Raw genomic sequence first — 25,671 nt, forward strand, 5'->3', positions numbered from 1 at the left:
AAAACTAAAGTCAATATCTCTTCATTTACTAAAATAATCAACCGTTTTAAAGGGTTGAAAATAAAAACTTTAAAACTTCACATTCAACAACTCTCCACTTAATTGTAGCAATTGTAATTCTGCTAATTTAGCTTCATATTTTGCTTGATTTCTACTTAATTCCGCATTAAGTAAATTAAGCTGAGCTTGTCTAAACTCGATTGAATTAACTTGACCAATTTTGAATTGCTCTTGAGTACGTTCAAAATTACTTTCTGAAGTTATAATATTTTGCTGTTGTATTGTATATATATTTAGCTTATTGTAGAAATCTTCCCAAGCATTTTCAAAATCTCTTTCAATACCTATTAGGATGTTTTGTTTTTGAAGTTGTTGCGTCTCTAGATTAACTTTAGCATTTTTCACTCTAGTTATTGTTCCGCCTCCATCAAACAAATTCCATGTTAAATTTAAACCCCCAGATAAGCCTGTATTTGTACTAACTGCTACAAAGGATGCTGCATTATTATTGTTTTTATTCCAACCGTAAGTTCCATTTAAGCCTACTGTTGGCAGGTAGCCTGATTTACTTGATTTAATATCCAATTGGCTTATTGCAATATTTTTATCTGTTTGAAGTAAAGCTACATTTCTAGTTTTTGCTTTTTCAAACAAGCTGTCTTTTTGAAACTGTAAAGTAAAGTCCACTGCTGTACTAACAGAAAAATCCGATTCTAAAGCATTACCTAATACAACATTTAAGTCACGCTTTGCATTTTTTAATTGTTGCGTAGCAGAGATTATATTTATACTATCGTTATTTATATCCACTTCGGCATTTAAAACACCTAATTTAGTGTTTTGACCGTAATCAAATTGGTATTGTGCACGTACTAATCTATCCTTGGAAACATTCAATGTTTCTGATAAGGCATCTAAATTTTCTGTAAGCTTTGCGACGCTATAATATACAGAAAACAACTGTGTAATTGTATTTTCAATAGTCTCTCTGGCTTGCAAATCAGACAATTGATATTGTTCTTTTAAGCTTTTATAATTATAACGTCTACCTAAACCATCAAATAGTGTATAATTTAAGCTCACTGAAGCATTATACCTGTCACTTTCTGCTCCATTTAAAACGGTTGATGTTCCGTTTGAAAATTCAGCTTCGGTATTATCTAAATTATAAGTTGCTCCTGCATTACCTGTAAGTGTAGGTAAAAAACCAGAATTTAAAATGCTTGTATTATTTTCGGCAACTCTAACTGCGTTATTCGCTATTTTAATTCCGTAGTTATTTTCTAAAGCTAATTTTACAGCTTGTTCTTGTGTTAAAACATCCTGCGCTTTACCTATAGTAACACAACAAAATATTGCTATAACTAGATTGTAATTAATGCTCATTTTCTTCATTTTGTTCTTTAATAGCACGTTCTACTTCTTCTTTAGTTACCTCATTACCTGTGAACAACCATTTAGCTTTTTGCTTAATAGTATTACTAAACGATAAAAATAAAGGCAATACTAATAAGGTCAAAACAGTTGCATATGCTATACCAAAAGATATAGAGATTGCCATAGGTTTTAAAAATTGTGCTTGTCTACTTTTTTCTAATAGTAAAGGTGCTAATCCTGCAATTGTAGTTAAAGACGTTAGAAAAATGGCTCTGAAACGTGATTTTCCAGCTTCAGAAATTGCTACATCAAACGTCATACCTTCTTTTAAGTTACTATTAAACTTACCAATAAGTACCAACCCATCATTAACCATGATACCTATTAACGCAATTATCCCTAATAATGATAAAATGTTAACCGGAAACCCTAATATCCAATGTCCCCAAGCTACTGCTGTTAAACTAAACGGAATTAATAATAAGAGTAATATAGGTTGACTGTAGCTTCTAAAAGTAAAAGCTATTGTAATATATATTAGCAATAAAATTGGTATTCCTGCTTGCGCTAAAGAACTTGATAATTTAGTTGCTTCCCTATTTTGTCCTTCAAATGAAGCTGTAATTGTTGGATATTTGGATTGTAATTGCGGAATAAAATTAGCTTTAATATCATCCAAAATATCTGTACTACTTGTACTAGGATCTTTTAAATCTGCAGATACTCTAATTTCTCTTAAACCTTCTAAGTGATTAATTGCGACATCTCCTCTTTCAATTGTATAATTAGCAATATCTTTTAAATTAACACGCTCTCCTGTTGGTGTTAAAATACGCATATCGTCTAAATCGTTAATCGAGTTTCTGTTTGGTCTATCATACCTAACCCAAACTCTAATCTCATCCTGTCCACGCTGAAAACGTTGTGCTTGCACACCAAAAAATCCAGAACGTACCTGAGTCATGACTGTACGTAAATCTAACCCTAAAAGATAAGCACTTTCTTTAAGTTGCAATCTAATTTCTTTAATACCAGCTGGATCATTATCCTCTATATCCTTAAGTAACGGATTAGTTTCTAAATAGTTTTTCATTTCTATTTTAGACGCTTTAAGCTCTTCGATATTATTACCTAATAACGATACAGATACAGGACTACCTCCAAAGTTTCCTCCAGATCCAAATATCAAACGCTCTGTACCAATAACTGGTCCAACTAATTCTCTTAATCTATTAGCAACCATTGACGCTTTAATGGCGTCTGGACGTTCTTCTCCTGGAAGCATATTTAATCTTAAAGACGCGCTAGAACTGCTACTTAGTGTCAAAATTGTGTTTTCAAATAATTGTTTATCTGATCCTTTTAAATACTTTTCTGTTAGCTCTTGATTAACTATAAACGATTTTTCTTCTATCATAGAAATAATAGAATCTGTCACCTTAACATTTGTTCCGTTAGGCATTTCTAGCTGAATGGTAACCGTATCACTAGCAATACTTGGAAACAAAGTTACACCAATAATACCTCCTCCAATAGACCCAAAAGTTAATACTAACAACCCTATAAAAATACCTAAAGACAATATTTTAAACTCAAGTACAAAGTCTAAAGTTGGTGTGTAAACTTTATCTCTTAAAAAGGACATCAATCTATCTCCTGCTTTATTGATAAACCTCATTTTACCAAAAAACTGTTTTAGTTTTGATGGATTTTCTTCTTCAACATAAGGTCGTAAAGCTTTAGAATGCGCTAAGTGAGCTGGTAAAATAATTAATGCTTCAACCAATGATACCACTAAGGTTAGAATAACTATGACGGAAACTTCACCAAAAAACTCTCCAATCCTACTATCTAAAAATAAGAATAGAGAAAAGGCTAATAATGTTGTTATAATTGCTGAAACCACAGGAGGAATTACTTCCATTGTACCATCAATAGCTGCTTGAATTGGCGTTTTACCTTTTTCGTAATGTTGATATATATTCTCTGCAATTACAATACCATCATCCACTAAAATACCAATAACAATAATCATCCCAAATAAGGATAATACGTTAATGGTAACATCAAATTGTCCTGCAAAAATAAACATTCCTAAAAATGAAATTGGTAACCCAAAGGCTACCCAAAATGCTAATCTTGTATTTAAAAAAAGTGATAGAAATACTAATACTAAAATCATACCTACTATTGCATTTTCTGCAAGTAACTCCGTACGCTGATTTAATGTAATAGATAAATCCCTTACAATATTTAATTGTGCATTATTATGTTGTTGATTATACGCAATGATGTAATCCTTAACTTTATCTGCAGAGATTATAAGATCTTCATTATTTGTACTTGTTACAGTAATATTAACTGCTAATTGTTGATTAAAATACGTGGCATTTGGTGTTTCAGAAAAACGATCTCTGACAATAGCAACATCCTTTAAACGCACTACTTTACCATCTGCTGAAGCTTTTACAATAATATTAGACATTTCGTCTCCATAATATTGTTTATTGTTAGCCCTAATCAGATACTCCTCAGCATCCGTTTTTATATTACCTCCTGTTACTAATATATTAGATGTTGATACCGCATTGGCAACATCACTAAATGTTATATTATACGCCAATAAACTGCCTTCATTTACAGCAATTTCAATTTCTTCTTCAGGATAACCAGACACTTCAATTTGCGAAATACCATCAATAGCACGTAAGTCATTTTCTACCTGACGACCTAATTGTTTTAATGTGGCTAACGGAATGTCTTTTCCGCTTAAAGCGAAAGAAATAGTTTGACGGACTTCTTCCTGTTTAGAAACGACTAGAGGTTCCATACCTGTTGGAAAGGTTGGCACTCTGTCCACTGCATTTTTTACCTCAAGTAGCATAAAGTCAAGGTTTTCACCTTTTTCAATCTCGACAGTAATTGTTCCGCTATTTTCTCTAGACACAGAGGTTACACGATCAACACCTTTTAGTCCTTTTAAATTTTCTTCGATTTGAAGTACAATACCTTCTTCAATTTCTTGAGGAGATGCTCCAGGATACGCAATACTAACGTTAATAATTTTAGACTCCACTAAAGGAAAAAACGAAGACTTTAAAGACGAATATCCTAGAATACCAAAAACAGCAAATGCTAAAATAAAGACATTAACTGCTACGTGATATTTGATAAAATAAGTGATTATTTTTCTCATTATTCTGCGCTATTGTTTGTTTTGTTATTTTCAACAAATGGCTGTACTAACATTCCTGCATACGCTCCTGGAACGGTACGTTTTAAAATAACTGTTCCGTTAGGTACGTCTTTTAAAACTACTTTAGTATCAGAAAAATGAATTGGTTTAGCTGGCATCACATCCAGCAAACTGTCCTTAATAACAAATATTTCTTGGTTGTCTGTTAGTAAGTTTCGGTCTATCTCAATAGCGTTATCAATACTTTTAGCATTTAAATTTGCCTCTAAATACATACCTTCTTTAAGGTTACTATCTTCAACTTCAATAAAAGCAGTAACTGTTTGTGTGGTTGCGTCAATACTACCGTTAACACGCGACACTTTACCTGTATAAGATTCTGTTTTATCTAAATTAGTTAAACTAACGGTTTCGCCTACTTTTAAGATATTGGCAAAGCTTTTACTAATAGCCACTTGCATCTCATAAACTGAAGGATTAATAAATTCTCCTAGTTTTTGACCATTTCTAATTAAAGATCCTTCTGTTGCCAAAGCCTCTGTTAAAATCCCATTAAAAGGCGCAGTTATAGTATACTTAGACAAACGTTGCTCTAAATTTTTTACATTGTAGTAATTTGTGATAATGCCACGACCAGTAATAAAGTAGTTTTCTTTATCAGATGATATTTCTGGTAATTTTGGTGTGGTTTTGTTTAAGTCAAAACTAGTCAAATAGCTTTGCCATTTTTGGAACACATCTGGAAAATCCAAACGTAAATCTGGCATTATTGCAGCTATCGAGTTGTATAAATTACTTTTTGAAGATTGTACACTAGCATAATACTCTGCAGCATCCACACGAATTAAGGTTTGCCCTTTGCGATAGTTTTGACCTGGTTTAAAAAGGTAACTACCATTACGAAATATACCTTGTACTTCCGAGTAAAGCTCTACACGTTGCTTAGCTGTTAAATTTCCATTTGCAGCAATTACAATAGGTATAGTCGTATTATTGACCGTATCTGTAAATACAGTTTTAATAACTTTAGCTGCTATGGGCTTTGGTTTATTTTTATTATCTACTAAAGATTTAGAAATAAAAATGGCAGCAATAATAAGTAAAACACCTAAGATTGATAGTATAATTTTGCGCATGTACTTGGTTTTGACAGTAAGACACCAAAATTAGCCTATAGTTTAGACGTTAAATGTTAAAAAAAACCTAAAAGAAATAACTAAAATGCTTCCAATTGCAACGTGATATCTTCCCAATCTTGCATTAGCTTTGCTAATTGGTCTTTTTTAGCTTGATAGTTTTCAAAAAACTTAGGTTTAGCAACGGTTTCGTCGTAGTTAGTAGCTAACTCAGCATCAATTGATTTAATTTCTTTTTCTAATTGATTAATTTTAGACTCGCAATTACTTAACTTGTTATTTAGGGACTTAACTTTTTTCTGGTCTTCGTAGGATTGTTTAGGTGTTTCTTTAGGCTGACTTTTAATAACCGTTCGTTTTTCTACTTCACGTAAGTTTTCAACATTACGTTGCTCTAAATAATAATCAACATCTCCTAAATACTTTTTAATGTTTCCATCTTTAAATTCAAAAACAGTATTAGTTAATCCTTTTAAAAAATCCCTATCGTGAGATACTAATATTAAAGTCCCTTCAAAACGCTGTAAGGCATCTTTTAAAACGTTTTTAGATTTAATATCCAAGTGGTTAGTAGGCTCATCCATTATCAAAACATTAAATGGCTGCAACATTAATTTAGCTAAAGCTAACCTATTACGCTCTCCTCCAGACAATACTCTAACATATTTTTCTGCTTCCTCACCTCTAAATAAAAAAGATCCTAAAATATCACGGACTTTACTTCTATTGGTTTCGTTAGCAGCATCAATCATAGTATCTAATACAGTTTTACTACCATCTAAATATTCTGCTTGATTTTGTGCAAAGTACCCTATTTGCACATTGTGACCTAACTTAAGATGACCATCATGCTTTAAGTCGCCAACTAAAATCTTAGCCAAGGTTGATTTACCTTGACCATTTTGACCGACAAAAGCAGTTTTAACATCACGCTCTATTAATAAATCAACACCTGTTAAAACTTGATTATCACCATAACTTTTTGAAACACTATTAGCTTCGACCACAACTTTTCCTGGCGTTATAGACACTGGAAAATTTAGGGTCATTACACTGTTGTCATCTTCATCAACCTCGATACGATCAATCTTATCTAGCTTTTTCATTAAAGATTGTGCCATAGTTGCTTTACTGGCTTTGGCTCTAAACTTTTCAATCAACTTTTCAGTTTGTTCTATCTGTTTTTGTTGATTTTTTTGAGACGCTAACTGTTGTGTTCTAATTTCTTCTCGCAACACTAAATATTGCGTATAAGGTTTTGGATAATCATAAATACGTCCTAAAGAAATCTCGATAGTACGATTAGTTACATTATCTAAAAACATCTTATCGTGCGACACAATTGCGACAGCACCTGGATAATTTTTTAAAAAACCTTCAAACCAGATAATAGACTCGATATCCAAGTGGTTAGTTGGCTCATCCAAAAGTAGCACATCATTATTTTGTAATAGTAATTTGGCCAGCTCGATACGCATACGCCATCCACCAGAAAACGTATCGGTTAGTTTATTAAAATCTTCACGTTTAAATCCTAAACCTTGTAGTATTTTTTCAGTTTCACCTTGATAGTTATAACCACCTAAAATCTCATATTGATGTTGTATATCACTCAGTTCTACCATAAAATCATGATACGCATCACTTTCATAATCTGTACGCTCTGCTAATTGCGTATTAATATGCTCAATTTTTGCTTCTATCTCTTTAATTTCAGTGAAAGCTTGATACGATTCTTCTAAAACAGTTCTACCTAAAACAAAATCTATGTCCTGTTTTAAGAAACCAATTTTTAAAGTTTTATCTGCTGCAATTTGACCAGAATCTGGTTCTAATTCCTTTGACAAAATTTTAAGCATCGTTGACTTTCCGGCTCCATTTTTACCAATAAGTCCTACTCTATCACCATTTCCTAATTTAAATGTGATGTCTTCAAAAAGGTATTCTCCTTGAAATGAAATGGATAAATTATGAATATTTAGCATGAATTGTGACTTATGTTACTTAATGTTGAAAGAATAAAACTTAAATTTGTAGTTGAAGTTTTAAACTTCACTACCAATTTTTTTGAATTGCAAAAGTACACAATTATTATGTTTAAAAAAGGCTCTAAATTATACTCTATTTTTACAGGTGCTTGTCCAAAGTGTCACCAAGAATCTATGTATACAAATCCAAACCCATATGTGCTAAATAAACTGTTTAGTATGAATGAGCGTTGTAGTCATTGCAACACTAAATATCAAATAGAACCATCCTTTTTTTATGGGTCAATGTACGTTAGTTATGGTGTTGGAATTGCTTTTGCTGTTGCTGCTTTTGTAATAAGCTACATATTTTTAGGCAGTACACTTAACACTGCTTTTATTGCTATTATTGCAGCAATGATTGTCTTTTACCCAGTTATAGTTAGACTATCAAGAAATATTTGGATTAATATTTTTATGAGTTATGACAAAAATTTAGCTGAAAAATCAAGCGCAAAAAAATAACACTATTTAGTAAAACCTACTGCAATCAATCTCAGTATCTATTGCTACATTATTTTCTATAAAATTGTATAATTGGTTAGCTACATAAGGTGCGATCATAACTCCACGAGAACCTAATCCATTAAAAAGGTACATGTTTTTAAAATCTTTATGTCTACCTACCAAAGGTTTTCTATCCTTAACTGTTGGTCTAACACCTGCTACTTGAGTCAACACTTTAAAATCACACTTTACAAAGGTTTTAAGCTTATCTAAAAGCATATCTCTAGCCTCTGTTGTAATTGTGTTGGTCTTATCTTTTTGTTCGTATGTAGACCCAACACGATAAGTATCATTACCTAATGGTATTACAAACACACTGGATTTAAGTACATAATCCAATTTTAATTCTGGTGCATGTATAGTTAACAATTGCCCTTTTGTACCACCTAATGGTAATGCTTTAAAAAATGGGTTTTGCTTAATTCCAAAACCTTCCGCAAAAACAATGTGTTTAGCCTCAATATCATTATACACGACTTGATTGTCTTTACAAACTAAACTATTATGATTAAATGACTGACTAATCAAGCAACCTTTAGATAATATATCAGATTTATATTTTTGAACTAAAAGTTTAGTGTCTAATCTTCCAGTACTCAAAACCTCTCCAAGCTTAAACTGTGCGTCTACATTAGGATTTACATTATCTATAAGTGTAGTATTTATAAAAGGTTTTAAACCGACTTTATCAGATGCTTCAAACCAATTATTTTGCTCCCCTAAAGACGTAAAACGTCGTCTGACTGGAACCTTATAATCTAAGTCAACACCAAAATCTTTTTCCAGTTGATTATAAACAGGTAAGGCTGTTTTTAATTGCTCTTCACTTTTCCAAACAGGAGTAAATCTTTTTAAAGTTACAGGATTATATAATCCACCTGCAACAATGGATGATTGCTGAGAGCTATCTTCAAAAACTACAAACGATTTATTATTTGCTTTAAGCTTTTCGCAAAACGAAATACCAGCAAGTCCACATCCTACAATTATATAATCTACTTTCATAATGCAAAAATAGAATATCTGAATGAATAAAATAGAAACTTGTAAAAACAAAAAAAACGTTCACTTTTCAGTGAACGTTTTTATAAAATTAAATCAAACTGTTATTAGTAAGACCACATGTCTAACTCAAAGTTTCTGATTTTTTCTTTAATTCTTTCAGACTCTAATAATTGCATTAATGAATTTTCAGCAATATATTCTTCAACCTTACGGTCTCCAAAAACATTCTCTTCTTTAAATATGATACCACTAAAACGACGTGCGTTTAATATATGATCAAAAGAGAAAGGCATTGCACTGTTTTTAGCATTAAATGCTTTAGCTTCATGTAAAATGTCTCTTGCATCTGGATAAAAAATCCAGAATAAAGGAATAGGTTCTTTATTAGCTTCGTCATTAGAATTAACATAGTTAACATCTGGTGCAGCTGGTGCTATACCTAAAAGTCTATATTTTAATTCTCCTTGACGCTTATCAAAATACCACATACCTTTAATTAAGTAAGCAGAAACATCATAAGATGAAATAGTAGTTGTAGTAATATACTCTGGATCAACATAACCATCAGCATTTAACTGATCGTATCCAATGTCCATAGTATCTACAGCTGTTCTAATTTGAGCTAACTCTTTTTTAGTACGTTTTCCTGTAAAATAAGAATCGTTGTATACATTTTCGATTTGACCTTCGTCAATAGCTTTTGTAAGCACATCAAATAAAGAACGTCTATCACTTCCAATGTTATTTGTATCTACTGGGTAGTACAATGGGAAATTTACACGTTCATCTAATACAACTTTCTCCCAAGTCATTTTAGCAAACATAACATCTCTATCATCAACATAACCGTATTCTAGAGGCTTATCGTTATCTAACGCTTTTTGTTCATCTGTTCTAACACCAATCTCTTTTGGAGATTTAGCATTAAGAATATTAGATTGCGCATTGATTTGTGCGGTAAATGCTACACCAAATACGACTGCTAATAAAGATTTGTAATTCATCTGAAAATTGTTTTTATAATTTTTAATTAATCAAATAGTTTGATTAGTTAGCTAATTCAATTGCTATTGGACTTGCTGGCTTAATTCTAACGCTAGAATTTGCTTTAGACTTAATATCAAATATTTGTACTGCGTCACCTCTTCTTGCTTTTCTTAATGCAGCTTTAGCAGTTCCATTAAGTTTATTACCGTTAACATTAACAGTAGCTTGACCAGGTACTTTAAATTTAAATGACGTTACTGATAAAGGTAAATCAAAATCAAAGTCAGTTAATTCTGCTTTAATTGTACCAATTTCAATGTTATTTCTTGGTAAACCACCTTCAGACTGACCTGCAATAGTTCCAGTAGGTTTTGGAATATCTTTAATTCTAAAGACCGCTCTATCTGAAGCATTTGAACCATCATCTAATTTAGCTGTTACGTTAATAGTAACTTCTTTACCTGTTCCTGGATTCATTGAGTATTTTCCAATACCACTAGCTTTAGATAATCCTGCTCCAGTAGCATTAACTTTATTATCAGGTACACCTGCAAAAGAAATAGTCATTGGATTAGAAACACCTCTATAAACCACATTCATTTTATCAGCTGATATAGTTGCTGAATTTGGTCTTGGTACTACAACGTAGTTTCCAATAATAGGAATTTCTAGTTCTTTACCATCTTCTACGAAAGTAAATTTACCGTCAATATCATGCTCTCCAACGTTACCAACATTAAAATCTAATGTTGCTGCTCCAGTTGAATCGATTGCTTTAGACAAATCAACTTCTTTACCTGCTACACTCATTTTAGTTGGTGCAACGTTTGCATATTTACCTAATACTACTTTTCCTTGAAATTTCTCTCCAGCAAAAAACGCAGATTTATCAGCTAAAACAATAGCTGTATAATTTTTTAAAGACGTAGCGTTACTAACTAAGTTTCCTAAAAATCCGTTGTAGATATTAGTCTCAGTAGCTTTAACATCATTTTGCATTGCAGTTAACTTAGTGTAAGATGCAATAGCTGGAAAACCTTGGAAGTGGTAATCTAACCATTTTTTCTCAACACCATCATTATCTTTAACTGGTGCAGTACTAAAGCGATCTTCAAAACTTTGAACTACAGGCTGCCATTTACCTTCTTTAGGTAATACAGCTTTGATATCTGCCTTATACTTCTCTATTCTGTCTAAAACCTCTTGTCCTCTTTTTGTTAATCTGTCTCCAGTAAACCAAAGCTCATCAAGTTTATCACCTTTATCCATTTCTTCGTAAGGTAAATCACCATTTGCTTCTAACTCATAACCACCATTTTTAACAATATCATTAGTTTTTACAGTTCCTAAGAATTTATAAAAATCGTCAGATATTGCACTAATTTGGTTAGCTAATTTATTTGCTGAATCAAATTCATCAGGCTTTTCTTCAGCTTGTGTTTTTAACTGCGTTAAAATACCATTATTTGATGCGATAGCTAACTCATTAGCTCTATCAAATTTCTTATCCATTAACCCGAATGCAGATAGCACTTCTTTTGACATAGTCATTGCAATCATTGCAATAAATACTAAGTACATCAAGTTAATCATCTTTTGTCTTGCGGACTGTTTTCCTCCTGCCATTTCTAATTAGTTTATTATTTATTAATATTAGTTGATATTAATCACTAATTAGTTTTTGTTCATTGCAGATAACATACCACCATATACTCCGTTTAAAGAAGATAAGTTAGATGCTAAAGATTGCATTTGCTCTTTTAATTTAGTTGCGTTTTCAACAGCTTCTTCATTGATTGAAGCTTGACGACTTGCACTTTCCATTTGTACTTTATAAAGACTGTTTAAAGACTCCATTTGTGCAGCAGCTAATGACATTTCTTCACCATACTTTTTAGTTGCAGCCATAGAATCTACTGTTGGAGAAATTCCTTTTGCAGCGCCTTCAAAGTTTTTGATGCTTGCACCTAAGCTACTCATTAATTCACCATCAATTTTAGCTTCTCTTAATAAGTTGTCTAATTTTTTAGATAATAATCCTTCAGCATCTTTTGGCTCTTCTTTAGCAGCTTTTTTAGTTGTTGCTTGTCCACCTGCTAATTCTGGGTATACTAATGCCCAATCCAATTCACCACCTTGCTTTTCAAAAGCAGATAAAGTAAATACGATTGCTTCAACAATCATTCCTATTGTTAAAATAAGAGATCCATAAGGCCAGTGTTGTATTTTAAATAAAGCTCCAATAATTACAATTGCTGCTCCAATACCATAAACCATATTCATTGTTGATAATTTCTTTTGTGCCATAATTTCTAAGTTTTTTTAGTTGTTAAGTTTTAGTTGTTAAGTATTTAGTTGTTTAGTTTAATTATTGTCTTGCGTTAGCAGTTACGTCTGTTCCCATGTAATCTTGTACAGTTCTGAAACCAATATAACTTCTTGCAGAATCTGCATATTCATAATCTCTTGAACTTACTTGCAGGTAATATGCAACATCTTTCCAAGAACCACCACGAACAACTTTACGTTTGTTATTAGCATCATTTACACTTGGGTTTATTGTTGAAGCATATTCATATGAAGAAGGATCGTAAGATGAGTCTACCCATTCCGAAACGTTTCCAGCCATATTATATAAGTTAAAGTCATTTGGCTCATAAGCATCAGCTTCTACAGTATATAAAGATTGATCTGCTGCGTAATCACCACGTAATGGCTTAAAGTTAGCCATAAAACATCCTCTATCATTTTTAGCATAAGGTCCTCCCCAAGGAAAAGTTGCAGCTTGAAGACCACCTCTTGCAGCATACTCCCATTGAGCTTCTGACGGTAATCTGTAACGTGCTACGTTATGCATTTTTCTTTCTCTTCTTGCATCATTATGGTGTTTTGTTCTCCACTCACAAAATGCTTTAGCTTGTTGCCAAGACACACCTACTACAGGATAATCACTGTAAGCATCATGCCAGAAGTAATCATTGTGCATAGGCTCGTTATAAGAATATGCAAAATCTCTAATCCAAGATGTAGTATCTGGATAGATTTCAACCTCTTCTCTAACGATTACATCTTTACGACGTAAGTTTTTATTTTTTGCAGCTTTGGCTATGTCCATATAAGTATACTGGAACTTAAATTTAGTTACATCCCAAGTACGTTGACCGTTGTAAGATTCTTCTAATGGTAAATACATTGTATCCATAACCTCTACGTAATACTCATCTGGATAGTCTGCAGTATCAAAAATTAAATCAACATCGTGATTTAGTTTTCTACCTTCATAACCAGTTTCTCCTAGACCACTATAGTTATCTAGCATGTATTTTTCGTAAGCTGAAGAATTGGTTGTATCTGCATCTTTAAAAGCAAATTCTCCAATACCACCATCAGCTTGAGTCATTCCAACCTCATCAGCTAATATTGCTAATTTAGTACGGATTGTAGAATCTCTTACCCATTCTACGAATTGACGATACTCACTATTAGTTATTTCTGTCTCATCCATGTAAAATGATGCTACAGTTACTGTTTTTGCAGGTGCGTCTTGGATTCCGGCTAAATCATCATCTGCTTTACCCATAATAAAAGCTCCACCAGGAACTAATGTCATACCGTAAGGTTTTTCTGGGTGCCATTTTTTACCTTTGACACCAACAAGCTGACCCTTATCTTTTGATCCACAACTTACTAATAGTGCGAAAACCGCTGTTAATAATACAAACTTCTTCATATTCATTTAAAACTCGAGGTTAATTTTATACTCTTAAATTTTTTAAGAGCGTAAACATATTTATATATTTTTTAAAAAACAACTTTTTCGACAAAAAAAAATACATTTCATCGTAAAAATTTAACATTTAAACGATATTAATTGTCGTTTATCTGTTCGTCTATATCGATTACACGCTATTTTTATGAAATGCCTTATACCAACGCTCTGGTATTTTGTCATTACAAGCATCTAGATAGTCTTGATGCGTGCATGGTAATAACGTGTGTTTTTTTAATTTATTATTAACATTTGCTAAAAATGGTATTTCTATCCACCAGCGTCCTGTTTTTGTGCTCTTATAAAAAATTAATTCGTGAGACTCCGCTAAAGTAATGAATTTTTGATGATTATCACCATTAGAAAAATCATCATCTTTAACTCTGCAATTTACACCTTCTATAAAATACCATATCATTTGAGATATTAGCATGGATGTAATGTCATCATCTTGAGATGGTTTATACTCGTAAATACCAAATGAAGATACTTTATTGCTGATTCCTGCATATCTTGCTACTGTGCAAATTTCTTTTCCATCCAAACCGTTTGGCGATACTTTTTGTTTTTGACTTACCTCAGATGCTTTTAAGGCTCCTAAGTCAACCGTAACTATATTAGCATCACGCATTACTGGCTCTACTAATGTAAGATCATTAGATATTTCTCCTAAGCGATAAGGTTCAAAATATAAACGCTCCATTAAATCTATCTCTTCTTGACTATTAAAGTAAGTTTGATAACCTATAATGGCGTAATTAAAAAGATTATAAGGCTCGTCTAAAATAATTTTCCCGACGAAGCTAGTATTTTTTATTGGTTTAGAAGAATCTCCTAAATCAAAAGATTTATCCACATTTACAATGTTAACCATTGGCATTAAACTATCATAAGCACGATAGTTTACGTAGGACAAATCTTGACTACCTCCTATTATTACTGGGATAATCTTATTTTCTATTAAAGTAATTAATGTTTCTTTTAAGGCAAAATAAGTATCGTCAACAGTATCTCCTTTTTGAATATCACCAATATCCGCAATCGACGAACTCCAACTTCCAGGGTATAAAGTGTAGAATGATTTTCTTATTTCATTCAAATTAAAATCTTCTCCAATGTAATTAACATCGTTTCGATTTTCAAGAACACCTACAATTGCAATTTTAACGTTATTAAGATCTGGCAGTCCATGCTGCTCAGAATGAATTTTAATTTTTTGACCTAAACTTAAAGGCGATAATAATTGATTATGCGCTAAAACAGTATCTGGGACTGGAGTAAGAAAATTAAAATTCATTATATAATACTATTTCTTTTTAGCTGTTGTTTTTTTCTTAGTAGTTGTTTTTTTCTTTGCTGGCGCTTTCTTCTTAGCTGCTGCTTTCTTTTTAGGCGCTTTCTTTTCAATCATATCTTTAACCTCATCCAAAGTTAAAGCTGCAGCGTCTACCGTCTTAGGAAGCTCTATTTTAATTTTTCCTTTTAAAATATTATGTCTTCCCCAACGTGCTTTTTCTACACGTATGCCTTCATCTTCCCAATTATGAACAACTTTATCTATTTCTTTTTGAATTTTAGCATCAACTAATTCTTCAATTTCTTCATTAGTTAAGTTATCCCAATCGTATTTTTTATTGACATTTATAAATAAACCATTCCATTTAATGAAAGGTCCAAAACGTCCTTTTCCTTTTGTGACTCCGTGTCCTTTATAATTATACACAGGAGCGTCTGCAATTTCTTTTCCTTTAATAAGTTCTATTGCATCTTCAATCTCTATATTTAATGGATCTTGACCAGGAGCTAAGGATACAAATTTATCACCATATTTTACATAAGGACCAAAACGACCATTATTTACTTCTACGGTTTCATCTTCATACTTACCTAAAGTTCTTGGCAATTTAAATAAATCCATTGCTTCTTCATAGGTTATACTACCTAATTGTTGATCTGGACTTAAACTAGCAAAGGTTGGCTTTTCTTCGTCGTCTACAGTTCCCATTTGTACCATTGGACCAAACTTACCTAAACGTACGCTTACTTGCTTACCTGTTTTAGGGTCTTTACCTAAGATACGCTCTCCGGATTCTCTATCTGCATTTTCTTGTACATCAACGACAACTGGGTGAAATTTCTTATAGAAGGTTTTCATCATTTTTTTCCAGTCTTCCTTCCCTTCGGCTATATCATCAAATTGACTTTCTACTTTTGCAGTAAAATTATAGTCTAAAATACTTTCAAAATGATTTACTAAAAAGTCCGTAACAATCATACCAATATCTGTTGGCACAAGCTTTCCTTTATCTGAACCTACTTTTTCTGTTAACGTATTATCCTTTACACTACCTTCTTCTAACATTAACTGTGTGTACTCACGCTCAACACCATCAATTGCTCCTTTTTCTACATAATTCCTGTTTTGAATAGTAGAAATGGTTGGTGCATATGTAGATGGTCGTCCAATACCTAACTCTTCCAACTTCTTAACCAAAGAAGCCTCAGTATATCTATATGGTGCACGACTATAACGCTCAGTAGCTGATATGTATTTATTTAAAAGCGTCTCATTAGTTTTCATTGCTGGAAGCATACCTTCTTGCTCTAAATCTTCATCATCAGTACCTTCTAAATATACTTTTAAAAACCCTTCAAATTTAATTACCTCTCCATTTGCTGTAAAGGTTTGGTCATGTGTATCTGCTTCAATTTTAACATTTGTGCGTTCTAATTGTGCTTCACTCATTTGTGATGCAATAGCACGTTTCCAAATTAAATCGTATAATCTAGCCTGATCATAATCAATATCTACACTATGCGTTTTAAAGTCGGTTGGTCTAATCGCTTCGTGAGCTTCTTGAGCTCCTTTGGATTTACCTTTAAAGTTGCGTTCTTTAGCGTATTCTTTACCGTAAGCTTCAATTATTTCTTTTTCTGCACCTTTTCTAGCTTCGTCAGATAAGTTTACACTATCTGTTCTCATATAAGTAATCAAACCAGCTTCGTATAAACGCTGAGCCATAGTCATAGTCTTACTTACAGAAAAATATAATTTACGAGATGCTTCTTGCTGTAAGGTTGACGTTGTAAATGGTGCTGCTGGAGATTTTTTTGCTGGCTTTTTAGTTAAGTCAGCGACCTTAAAGTTAGCAGCTGCATTACTTTCTAAAAAGTCAAATGCTTCTTTTTTAGTACCAAACGTTTTTGGTAGTTTAGCTTTAAAAGATTGACCTGCTTCGTTTGAAAACTCGGCATCAATCCTGTAAGATGCTTCTGGTGTAAAATCCTGTATTTCGCGTTCACGCTCAACAATTAATCTAACAGATACTGATTGTACACGACCTGCAGACAACCCTCCTTTTACTTTACGCCATAAAACTGGAGATAGCTCGTAACCTACAATTCTATCTAATACACGACGTGCTTGCTGTGCATCTACTAAATCATAATCAATTTGTCTTGGATTTTCAACCGCTTTTTGTATTGCAGTTTTTGTAATCTCATGAAAAACGATTCGTTTTGTTTTATCTTTATCTAGGTTTAAAGACTCGGCTAAATGCCATGCAATAGCCTCTCCTTCCCTATCCTCATCACTAGCTAGCCAAACCATTTCGGCTTTTTTAGCTAAATCTTTTAATTTTTTAACTAGCGACTTTTTATCTGAAGACACTTCATATTTTGGATCAAAATCTCCGTCTACATCTACTCCTAATTCCTTAGATGGTAAGTCAGCAATATGCCCAAAACTGGATTCGACTTTAAAGTCTTTTCCTAAAAATTTCTCTATTGTTTTTGCTTTTGCTGGTGACTCTACTATTACTAAATTCTTCGCCATTCTTCGATTTTTGTGAGTGCAAAGGTATATCAAAAAAAATTTATCATCCTAATTTTATAACTTTTAGCTAAAATTAAAGGTCTGTCAGATTGTCATAATTTTAAAATAATCCTATCTTTGCGTGCTTATTGGAGATGAGTGATTTCAATATATTTATGGAAAAGACAATAGACGAAAACAAACAAGGAGAGACATTAGTTATCCCTGAAAAAAAAGAGAATAGTAAAAAACTTTTTATAGAAAGTTATGGCTGCTCTATGAATTTTAGTGATAGTGAGATTGTCGCTTCTATCCTTCAAAACGAAGGATTTAATACGACACAAGTTTTAGAAGAAGCAGACTTAGTATTGGTTAACACCTGCTCTATACGTGATAAAGCAGAACAAACAGTACGTAAACGTTTACAAAAGTATAATGCTATAAAAAGAGACATCAACCCTAAAATGAAAGTGGGTGTGTTAGGCTGTATGGCAGAACGTTTAAAAAGTAAGTTTTTAGAAGAAGAAAAGATAGTTGATTTAGTTGTAGGACCTGATGCCTATAAAGACCTACCTAATTTAATAGCCGAAGTAGATGAAGGTCGCGATGCGATAAATGTAATACTGTCTAAAGAAGAAACCTATGGAGACATTAGTCCTGTAAGATTAAACAGTAATGGTGTTACCGCTTATGTATCAATAACTAGAGGTTGTGATAATATGTGTACGTTTTGCGTTGTCCCTTTTACAAGAGGAAGAGAGCGCAGTCGTGATCCACAAAGTATTATTGAAGAAGTAAATGATCTTTGGAACAAAGGCTATAAAGAAATTACATTACTAGGACAAAATGTAGATAGCTACCTTTGGTATGGAGGCGGAATGAAAAAAGATTTTGAAAAAGCCACAGATTTTGAAAAAGCGACTGCTACAGATTTTGCTAAGCTATTAGAGTTATGCGCCAAAGCACAACCTACTATGCGTATTAGATTTAGCACGTCTAATCCACAAGATATGCATCTTGAGGTTATTGAAACCATGGCTAAATACGATAATATATGTAATCACATACATTTACCTGTACAAAGCGGAAGTAATCGCATATTAAAAGCAATGAATCGCTTACATACACGAGAAGAATATTTTACCTTAATAGATAATATTAAAAGAATAATTCCAAATTGTGCGATTAGTCAAGATATGATTTCAGGTTTTCCAACCGAAACTGAACAGGACCATCAAGACACATTAAGCCTAATGGAATATGTAAAATATAACTTTGGATACATGTTTACCTACTCTGAGCGTCCTGGGACTTTAGCGGAACGTAAATTTGAAGACGATATACCTGAAGAAACAAAAAGTAGACGTCTAAGAGAAATCATAGCACTACAATTAATACATAGTGAATATAGAACTAGACAGTTTTTAAACACAACAGTTGAAGTTTTAGTAGAAAGAGAATCAAAAAAATCAAACCAAGAATGGTCTGGTCGCACACAACAAAACATTGTTGTTGTTTTTCCAAAAGAACATTATAAAATTGGAGATTTAGTAAACGTAACTGTAACAGATTGTACTAAAGCTACACTTATTGGTAAAGCCGTAAACAGCGCAAACAATTAATCGTATTGACCTTATTATAACATATCATGAAAAAAATAATTATACTACTAGTAACACTTAGCTTTATAACCTCTTGTCAAAACGAACCTTTAGAAGGCTTTGCTGCAGACGACACAATTACAGGCGAGCCTGACCCAACAGAAGGAACAGGTAGTGATGATTTACAATTATCAAGTTACACTTGGGATGTTGATACAGAAGTCCCTTTTTTAGGACCAATAACCATAAATACAGATTTTACTTTTAATGACAACAATAAGGTATCAGATTTAGATGTCGAAACTGTTGCTTTTGGTTTTCCTATAGTAGCCAGCGGAACGCTTACTAGAGATGCTTCTGGAAAAATTATTACAGTTAAAAACTTTGAAGGATCTACTCAAATCAATCAAACTAATATTAGCTATTCTTCAGACAATATTTCTCAAATTGCATATGATGACTTTGAAGACGACACAGAAGATTACACCTATAACTTTACAACATCAGGAAATACTATAACTAAAACAGAGGCAGGAAATCCAGTAGAGACCCAATACAAAAAAGATGCTTCAGGTAGATTAATTGAAAAAATATCGTTTGAAGACGGTTTTAGCATCCAGCAAGAAATTTTAACTTATAATGCTAACGGAAACTGCATATCTGTAATTTCTTCTGGAGAAAATGATAACAACACAACCTATGGTTACGACAACTTTACCAATCCTTTAAAAGCAGGATTTAGTGATCAATATTGGTTATCTATTTTGGATGATGATTATACTGAAGAGGCTGGACCAATCATAGTTCAGTTTCATAGTACAAATAACTGGAATTCTGTTACAGCAGAAGGAAACACAGTTACATTTATGATGACTTACAATACCGCAAACCGAATTACAAGTAGAACAGGTGTGTTTTCTTTAGATGGCATAAGCTTAGTACAAGAAGAAAATTTTAATTACACTAACTAAAAAGTTAAAATGGAATCTATACAATCAATAAAACAACGTTTCGGAATTATTGGAAATAGCCCGACATTAAATCGCGCTATTGAAAAAGCAATTCAAGTCGCTCCAACAGATATTTCTGTTTTAGTAACAGGAGAAAGTGGTGTTGGAAAAGAGAGTATTCCAAAAATAATCCATCAATTATCGCATCGTAAACACGGTAAATACATTGCAGTTAACTGTGGTGCAATTCCAGAAGGAACAATAGATAGCGAGCTTTTTGGTCATGAAAAAGGTGCCTTTACAGGTGCTACTGCTACTAGAAGTGGCTATTTTGAAGTTGCAGATGGAGGAACCATTTTTTTAGATGAAGTCGGAGAGTTACCCTTAACTACACAAGTCCGTCTTTTACGTGTTTTAGAAAATGGTGAGTTTATAAAAGTTGGATCCAGTAAAGTACAAAAAACCAATGTAAGGATTGTTGCAGCAACAAACGTAAATATGTTTGATGCTATTAAAAAAGAAAAATTTAGAGAAGACCTATTTTACCGTTTAAGTACAGTAGACATCAATCTTCCGCCTTTACGAGAGCGACAAGAAGACATCCACATATTATTCCGCAAATTTGCTAGTGATTTTGCATTAAAATATAAAATGCCAACCATCAAGTTATCGGATGATGCCATAAATTTATTATTAAAATATCGCTGGAGCGGAAATATAAGACAACTGCGTAATGTTGCAGAACAAGTTTCTGTTTTAGAACAAAACAGGACCATTACAGCACAAGTTTTAGATAGTTATTTACCAAGCGGAAATAATCTTCCAGCAGTTATTAATAATGCCAAGTCCGAAGGTGATTTTAGTAGCGAGCGTGAGATACTATACAAAGTATTATTTGACATGAAAGCCGATTTAAACGACTTAAAAAAGCTGACCATGGAATTAATGAAAACAGGTAATGCAAAAGATGTTCAGAAAAACAATGAAACATTAATCCAGAAAATTTATGGCGAAAATGAAAGTGAAGCCGAGTTTGATGAGCATGTAGAAGACATGGAAGTATTATCTATAGCACAAAATTCTGGAATTTCTAATTCCAATCCTATGGATACAGCTCAAGATAAATACCACTTTGCAGAAGAAATTGAAGAGGAAGAAACCTTGTCATTGCATGATAAAGAACTAGAATTAATAAAAAAATCTTTAGAGCGTCATAACGGAAAACGCAAACTGGCTGCAGAAGAGTTAGGTATTAGCGAACGTACACTTTATCGTAAAATCAAACAATTTGATTTATAATCTAACGTTTTAAAGTAAAACAATAATTACATGAAACCACTTAAATATATTTTATTACTAACCATTATTGCAACCGTTTTTGGTTGTGGTGCATATTCATTTACAGGTGTACAAGACCTAGGAGATGCTAAAACGTTTCAGGTTAATTATTTTCAAAACAACGCACCTTTGGTAGAGCCAGGATTAGAAAGAGATTTTACCATAGCTTTACAAGACTTAATACTAAATCAAACCAGTTTAAGCCTAGTTAACTCAAATGGAGATTTAGTGTACGAAGGCGAAATTACAGAATATCGTATTTCTCCAACTACTGCAACAGCAAACAGTACCGCAGCACAAAACAGATTAACTATTGGTGTAAATGTTAGATATTATAATAAAAAAGATGACGAAAACGATTTTGAAAAAAAATTCTCTTTTTACTATGATTATACAGGTAGCGAGCTATTGTCAGGCGCAATCAAAACCACTGCTTTTGAAGAAATTTTTGAACGTCTAACACAAGATATATTTAACGCATCACTTGCTAATTGGTAAACAAATGACTAGCCAAGAATTATCCAAAATACTTCAACAGCCTCAGCTAATAAATACGGATCAAACAGACCTGCTTGATAGTATTATTAAAGAGTTTCCGTATTTTCAATCGGCTAGAGCCATTTACCTTAAAGGTTTAAAAAACAAAGAAAGTTTTAAATACAATCAAGCGTTAAAAACTACAGCTGCTTACACCACAGACCGAAGTATTTTATTTGACTTTATTACCTCTGAGACTTTTAATCAAAATGAAGTTTCAGAATACATAAAACACAATTTAGACTACATCAATAGCATAGAAGTCGTTACAGAAGATATTTCTGCAAGCAATATAACAAGCCATGACGCTGCGCTTAATCAACATATTGAAGACGCTAGACATACTATAAATCCAGAATTATTTCAGCCAAAAACTGAAAACAATAATTTTGAAGACAGTAATTTAGACACCGTCAAAACTAATAACGATACTGAAAAAGCAGAAGCTATCCTTAAAATAGGAACGCCTCTACAATTTGAAAAATCAGAAACACATAGTTTTAACGAATGGTTAAATTTAGCGCAATACAAGCCCATTGAAAGAGAAACAGTTGATAAAAAAACAACTACTGCTACCGCTGAAACAGAAAAGAGTAATGATATAAATGAAATTGAGCGTGCTAAAAAGTTTGAGTTAATTGATAAGTTTATTACTAAAAACCCAAAGTTAGAAGCAAAAAAATCAAACATTACAAACCACAATATAGCTAAAGAACAAATGATTCAACCAGAGTCATTAATGACCGAAACTTTAGCACGTATTTATGTGGAACAAAAAAACTATAAAAAAGCGATTCAATCTTATAAAATTTTAAGTTTGAAATATCCAGAAAAAAGTGGTTTCTTTGCAGACCAAATTAAAGCAATAGAAAAATTACAAGAATAAATAACATATTATAATGAGCACATTTGCAATCTTTTTAGTCCTAATCGTGATAGTAGCATTTCTACTAGTAGTCGTAATAATGGTACAAAACCCTAAAGGTGGAGGATTATCTTCTTCTTTTGGAGGTGGTGGAACACAACAATTAGGTGGTGTCAAAAAAACAACAGACTTTTTAGACAAAAGTACTTGGACATTAGCAACTATCTTATTAGCATTAATCTTAGCTTCTAGCTTAGGTATTGATAGAAATGGAACTGCTGGAGAATCTAAAATTTTAGAAAGTGACAATATAGAGTTACCAACACCTACTACTCCTGCTCCAACTGCAGACGAAGCAACAAAAGAAATTACACCTGAAGCTGGAGAATAATCCTTTTTCAAAAATATACTTTAAAATGCCAACTTAATCAGTTGGCATTTTTTGTTTCTGCAAGTTTGTCAGTTGTCTTCTATTGGCACATTTTTAGCTTATTATTAACCACAAATATTCTAATTAATTAAACATATATATTATGAGTAAATTAAACATTAAACCACTTGCAGACCGTGTGCTAGTTGAAGCACTTCCTGCGGAAACACAAACAGCTTCTGGTTTATACATACCAGACACAGCTCAAGAAAAACAACATAAAGGAACTATCGTTGCTATTGGAAACGGTAAAAAAGACGAACCTTTAACGGTTAAAGTTGGAGATACAGTACTTTATGGAAAATATTCAGGATCTGAAATCAAATTAGACGGAAAAGAGTATTTAATGATGCGTGAAGAAGACATTATGGCTATTATCTAATATGGCTTACAATTTAGGACAAAGCGTTCTAAAAAGTTTTCAAAACAAAATTATTACAATTAATCAATCTTATAGTTCATAGATAATTCTTCAAACTGTAAGTAAAATAAAATAAAAATGGCAAAAGACATAAAATTTGATGTAGAAGCACGTGATGGATTAAAACGTGGTGTAGATGCATTAGCAAATGCAGTAAAAGTTACTTTAGGACCAAAAGGAAGAAACGTTATTATTAGCCGATCTTTTGGTGCTCCTGTCGTTACTAAAGATGGAGTAAGTGTTGCTAAAGAAATAGAATTAGAGGACCCATTAGAAAACATGGGAGCTCAAATGGTAAAAGAAGTAGCTTCAAAAACTAATGATTTAGCAGGAGACGGAACAACTACCGCAACTGTATTAGCACAAGCTATAGTAAAAGAAGGTTTAAAAAACGTTGCTGCAGGTGCCAATCCAATGGATTTAAAACGTGGAATTGACAAAGCAGTAGAAGCTATAGTAACTGATTTAGGTAAACAATCTAAAGAAGTAGGAAACTCTTCTGAAAAAATAAAACAAGTTGCCTCTATATCTGCAAATAACGATGATGTTATTGGAGATTTAATTGCTAAAGCATTTGGCAAAGTTGGAAAAGAAGGTGTTATCACTGTAGAAGAAGCTAAAGGAACGGAAACGTACGTCGATATTGTAGAAGGTATGCAGTTTGACAGAGGTTATCTATCTCCTTATTTTGTGACTAACAGTGACAAAATGATTACTGATTTAGAAAATCCATACATTTTATTATACGATAAAAAAGTATCTACAATGAAGGATTTATTACCAGTATTAGAGCCAGTTGCTCAATCAGGTAAACCTTTATTAATTATTGCAGAAGATGTTGATGGAGAAGCTTTAGCGACTTTAGTAGTTAATAAATTACGTGGATCTCTTAAAATTGCTGCAGTTAAAGCTCCAGGGTTTGGAGACCGCAGAAAAGCAATGTTAGAAGATATTGCTATTTTAACAGGTGGAACAGTGGTATCTGAAGAGAGAGGTTTTACTCTTGAAAATACTACTTTAGAAATGTTAGGTACTGCAGAACGTGTTACAATTGACAAAGACAACACAACTGTTGTTAATGGAGCTGGAGACAAAAGCTTAATTAAAAACAGAGTTAATCAAATTAAAGCTCAGATAGAAACAACGACTAGTGACTACGATAAAGAGAAACTACAAGAACGTCTAGCTAAGTTAGCAGGTGGTGTAGCAGTACTTTATGTTGGTGCAGCTAGTGAAGTTGAAATGAAAGAGAAAAAAGACCGTGTAGATGATGCTTTACACGCAACTCGTGCTGCTGTAGAAGAAGGTATTGTTGCTGGAGGTGGTGTTGCTTTAGTTAGAGCAAAATCTGTTCTAGAAAAGATTACTACTGAAAACTTAGACGAAACTACAGGAATACAAATTGTAGCGCGTGCTATTGAAGCGCCTTTACGCACTATAGTTGAAAATGCTGGTGGAGAAGGTAGCGTTGTTGTATCTAAGGTTATGGAAGGTAAAAAAGACTTTGGATACGATGCGAAGACAGAAACTTACGTAGACATGCTTAAAGCTGGTATTATAGATCCTAAAAAAGTAACAAGAATTGCATTAGAAAATGCTGCTTCTGTTGCTGGAATGATCTTAACTACTGAATGTGCTTTAATTGATATTAAAGAAGAAAGCGCTGGAGGCGGAATGCCTATGGGTGGAGGTATGCCAGGAATGATGTAAT

The 25,671-nt window shown here is 32.8% G+C and carries 20 protein-coding genes; 9 read left to right on the top strand and 11 right to left on the bottom strand.

The features are described from left to right. Positions 1-69 precede the first annotated feature (69 nt). From JM82_RS10390 to JM82_RS10405, 4 genes are all read right to left on the bottom strand, one after another. Positions 70-1,386 (bottom strand): TolC family protein, encoded by a 1,317-nt coding sequence (locus JM82_RS10390; protein WP_145003258.1) that lies wholly within the window; start codon positions 1,384-1,386, stop codon positions 70-72. Beyond that, positions 1,376-4,573 carry an efflux RND transporter permease subunit gene (locus tag JM82_RS10395; RefSeq protein WP_145003261.1) on the bottom strand — a complete coding sequence of 1,066 codons (3,198 nt, stop codon included), beginning with the start codon at positions 4,571-4,573 and terminating at the stop codon, positions 1,376-1,378. The genes JM82_RS10390 and JM82_RS10395 overlap by 11 nt, the downstream gene beginning before the upstream one ends. Beyond that, a complete protein-coding gene (locus tag JM82_RS10400) occupies positions 4,573-5,709 on the bottom strand; it encodes an efflux RND transporter periplasmic adaptor subunit (protein WP_145003264.1) in 1,137 nt (378 codons plus the stop codon). Before JM82_RS10400 ends, JM82_RS10395 begins: the two co-directional genes overlap by 1 nt. A gap of 80 nt (positions 5,710-5,789) precedes the next feature. Then, positions 5,790-7,694 carry an ABC-F family ATP-binding cassette domain-containing protein gene (locus JM82_RS10405; protein WP_145003267.1) on the bottom strand — a complete coding sequence of 635 codons (1,905 nt, stop codon included), beginning with the start codon at positions 7,692-7,694 and terminating at the stop codon, positions 5,790-5,792. Positions 7,695-7,802: 108 nt separating this feature from the next. Here JM82_RS10405 and JM82_RS10410 point away from each other — a divergent pair, with 108 nt between their 5' ends. Then, entirely contained in the window at positions 7,803-8,201 is a 399-nt protein-coding gene (locus JM82_RS10410; protein ID WP_145003270.1) for a DUF983 domain-containing protein, read from the top strand. A 6-nt stretch (positions 8,202-8,207) separates the two neighbouring features. On the opposite strand, the gene JM82_RS10415 is transcribed toward JM82_RS10410, so the two are convergent. The 7 genes from JM82_RS10415 to topA form a co-directional block, all read right to left on the bottom strand. Further along, positions 8,208-9,248: an NAD(P)/FAD-dependent oxidoreductase gene (locus tag JM82_RS10415; protein ID WP_145003273.1), complete on the bottom strand. Its 1,041-nt coding sequence runs from the start codon at positions 9,246-9,248 to the stop codon at positions 8,208-8,210. Between the two features lie 104 nt (positions 9,249-9,352). After that, a complete protein-coding gene (gene gldN, locus JM82_RS10420) occupies positions 9,353-10,252 on the bottom strand; it encodes a gliding motility protein GldN (protein ID WP_145003276.1) in 900 nt (299 codons plus the stop codon). Between the two features lie 43 nt (positions 10,253-10,295). Next, on the bottom strand, positions 10,296-11,861 hold the full coding sequence (gene gldM, locus JM82_RS10425; protein WP_145003279.1) for a gliding motility protein GldM: 1,566 nt from the start codon (positions 11,859-11,861) through the stop codon (positions 10,296-10,298). Between the two features lie 48 nt (positions 11,862-11,909). Next, on the bottom strand, positions 11,910-12,542 hold the full coding sequence (gene gldL / locus JM82_RS10430; RefSeq protein ID WP_145003282.1) for a gliding motility protein GldL: 633 nt from the start codon (positions 12,540-12,542) through the stop codon (positions 11,910-11,912). 61 nt (positions 12,543-12,603) lie between these two features. Continuing rightward, a complete protein-coding gene (gene gldK / locus JM82_RS10435; protein WP_145003285.1) occupies positions 12,604-13,971 on the bottom strand; it encodes a gliding motility lipoprotein GldK in 1,368 nt (455 codons plus the stop codon). Positions 13,972-14,134: 163 nt separating this feature from the next. Further along, positions 14,135-15,301, bottom strand: coding sequence for a formimidoylglutamase (locus JM82_RS10440; protein WP_145003288.1), 1,167 nt, complete (start codon positions 15,299-15,301; stop codon positions 14,135-14,137). A gap of 9 nt (positions 15,302-15,310) precedes the next feature. Further along, entirely contained in the window at positions 15,311-17,839 is a 2,529-nt protein-coding gene (gene topA / locus JM82_RS10445; protein ID WP_145003291.1) for a type I DNA topoisomerase, read from the bottom strand. Between the two features lie 155 nt (positions 17,840-17,994). On the opposite strand from topA, the gene miaB reads away from it, so the two are divergent. The 8 genes from miaB (at position 17,995) to groL (ending at position 25,670) form a co-directional block, all read left to right on the top strand. Further along, positions 17,995-19,440 (top strand): tRNA (N6-isopentenyl adenosine(37)-C2)-methylthiotransferase MiaB, encoded by a 1,446-nt coding sequence (gene miaB, locus JM82_RS10450; protein ID WP_145003294.1) that lies wholly within the window; start codon positions 17,995-17,997, stop codon positions 19,438-19,440. 26 nt (positions 19,441-19,466) lie between these two features. Beyond that, a complete protein-coding gene (locus JM82_RS10455) occupies positions 19,467-20,390 on the top strand; it encodes a hypothetical protein (RefSeq protein WP_145003297.1) in 924 nt (307 codons plus the stop codon). 9 nt (positions 20,391-20,399) lie between these two features. After that, positions 20,400-21,668 (top strand): sigma-54 interaction domain-containing protein, encoded by a 1,269-nt coding sequence (locus JM82_RS10460; RefSeq protein ID WP_145003300.1) that lies wholly within the window; start codon positions 20,400-20,402, stop codon positions 21,666-21,668. Positions 21,669-21,698: 30 nt separating this feature from the next. Beyond that, positions 21,699-22,205 (top strand): LptE family protein, encoded by a 507-nt coding sequence (locus JM82_RS10465; RefSeq protein ID WP_145003303.1) that lies wholly within the window; start codon positions 21,699-21,701, stop codon positions 22,203-22,205. A 4-nt stretch (positions 22,206-22,209) separates the two neighbouring features. Beyond that, positions 22,210-23,130, top strand: coding sequence for a hypothetical protein (locus JM82_RS10470; protein ID WP_145003306.1), 921 nt, complete (start codon positions 22,210-22,212; stop codon positions 23,128-23,130). A 13-nt stretch (positions 23,131-23,143) separates the two neighbouring features. Beyond that, entirely contained in the window at positions 23,144-23,500 is a 357-nt protein-coding gene (gene secG / locus JM82_RS10475) for a preprotein translocase subunit SecG (RefSeq protein ID WP_145003309.1), read from the top strand. A 142-nt stretch (positions 23,501-23,642) separates the two neighbouring features. After that, entirely contained in the window at positions 23,643-23,921 is a 279-nt protein-coding gene (gene groES / locus JM82_RS10480; protein ID WP_028283491.1) for a co-chaperone GroES, read from the top strand. Between the two features lie 117 nt (positions 23,922-24,038). Further along, positions 24,039-25,670 carry a chaperonin GroEL gene (gene groL / locus JM82_RS10485; RefSeq protein WP_145003312.1) on the top strand — a complete coding sequence of 544 codons (1,632 nt, stop codon included), beginning with the start codon at positions 24,039-24,041 and terminating at the stop codon, positions 25,668-25,670. Position 25,671: the final 1 nt, after the last annotated feature.

Source organism: Olleya sp. Hel_I_94 (genome assembly GCF_007827365.1).
Classification (GTDB): domain Bacteria; phylum Bacteroidota; class Bacteroidia; order Flavobacteriales; family Flavobacteriaceae; genus Olleya.

Excerpts from the sequence above, each read along its gene's own strand:
- JM82_RS10410 (WP_145003270.1), top strand. The coding sequence starts at position 7,803 with ATGTTTAAAAAAGGCTCTAAATTATACTCTATTTTTACAGGTGCTTGT.
- gldN (WP_145003276.1), bottom strand. The coding sequence starts at position 10,252 with ATGAATTACAAATCTTTATTAGCAGTCGTATTTGGTGTAGCATTTACC.
- JM82_RS10440 (WP_145003288.1), bottom strand. The coding sequence starts at position 15,301 with ATGAATTTTAATTTTCTTACTCCAGTCCCAGATACTGTTTTAGCGCAT.
- JM82_RS10460 (WP_145003300.1), top strand. The coding sequence starts at position 20,400 with ATGGAATCTATACAATCAATAAAACAACGTTTCGGAATTATTGGAAAT.
- gldM (WP_145003279.1), bottom strand. The coding sequence starts at position 11,861 with ATGGCAGGAGGAAAACAGTCCGCAAGACAAAAGATGATTAACTTGATG.
- secG (WP_145003309.1), top strand. The coding sequence starts at position 23,144 with ATGAGCACATTTGCAATCTTTTTAGTCCTAATCGTGATAGTAGCATTT.
- JM82_RS10465 (WP_145003303.1), top strand. The coding sequence starts at position 21,699 with ATGAAACCACTTAAATATATTTTATTACTAACCATTATTGCAACCGTT.
- topA (WP_145003291.1), bottom strand. The coding sequence starts at position 17,839 with ATGGCGAAGAATTTAGTAATAGTAGAGTCACCAGCAAAAGCAAAAACA.
- gldL (WP_145003282.1), bottom strand. The coding sequence starts at position 12,542 with ATGGCACAAAAGAAATTATCAACAATGAATATGGTTTATGGTATTGGA.
- JM82_RS10405 (WP_145003267.1), bottom strand. The coding sequence starts at position 7,694 with ATGCTAAATATTCATAATTTATCCATTTCATTTCAAGGAGAATACCTT.
- gldK (WP_145003285.1), bottom strand. The coding sequence starts at position 13,971 with ATGAATATGAAGAAGTTTGTATTATTAACAGCGGTTTTCGCACTATTA.
- groES (WP_028283491.1), top strand. The coding sequence starts at position 23,643 with ATGAGTAAATTAAACATTAAACCACTTGCAGACCGTGTGCTAGTTGAA.
- JM82_RS10390 (WP_145003258.1), bottom strand. The coding sequence starts at position 1,386 with ATGAGCATTAATTACAATCTAGTTATAGCAATATTTTGTTGTGTTACT.
- JM82_RS10395 (WP_145003261.1), bottom strand. The coding sequence starts at position 4,573 with ATGAGAAAAATAATCACTTATTTTATCAAATATCACGTAGCAGTTAAT.
- JM82_RS10400 (WP_145003264.1), bottom strand. The coding sequence starts at position 5,709 with ATGCGCAAAATTATACTATCAATCTTAGGTGTTTTACTTATTATTGCT.
- miaB (WP_145003294.1), top strand. The coding sequence starts at position 17,995 with ATGGAAAAGACAATAGACGAAAACAAACAAGGAGAGACATTAGTTATC.
- groL (WP_145003312.1), top strand. The coding sequence starts at position 24,039 with ATGGCAAAAGACATAAAATTTGATGTAGAAGCACGTGATGGATTAAAA.
- JM82_RS10415 (WP_145003273.1), bottom strand. The coding sequence starts at position 9,248 with ATGAAAGTAGATTATATAATTGTAGGATGTGGACTTGCTGGTATTTCG.
- JM82_RS10455 (WP_145003297.1), top strand. The coding sequence starts at position 19,467 with ATGAAAAAAATAATTATACTACTAGTAACACTTAGCTTTATAACCTCT.
- JM82_RS10470 (WP_145003306.1), top strand. The coding sequence starts at position 22,210 with ATGACTAGCCAAGAATTATCCAAAATACTTCAACAGCCTCAGCTAATA.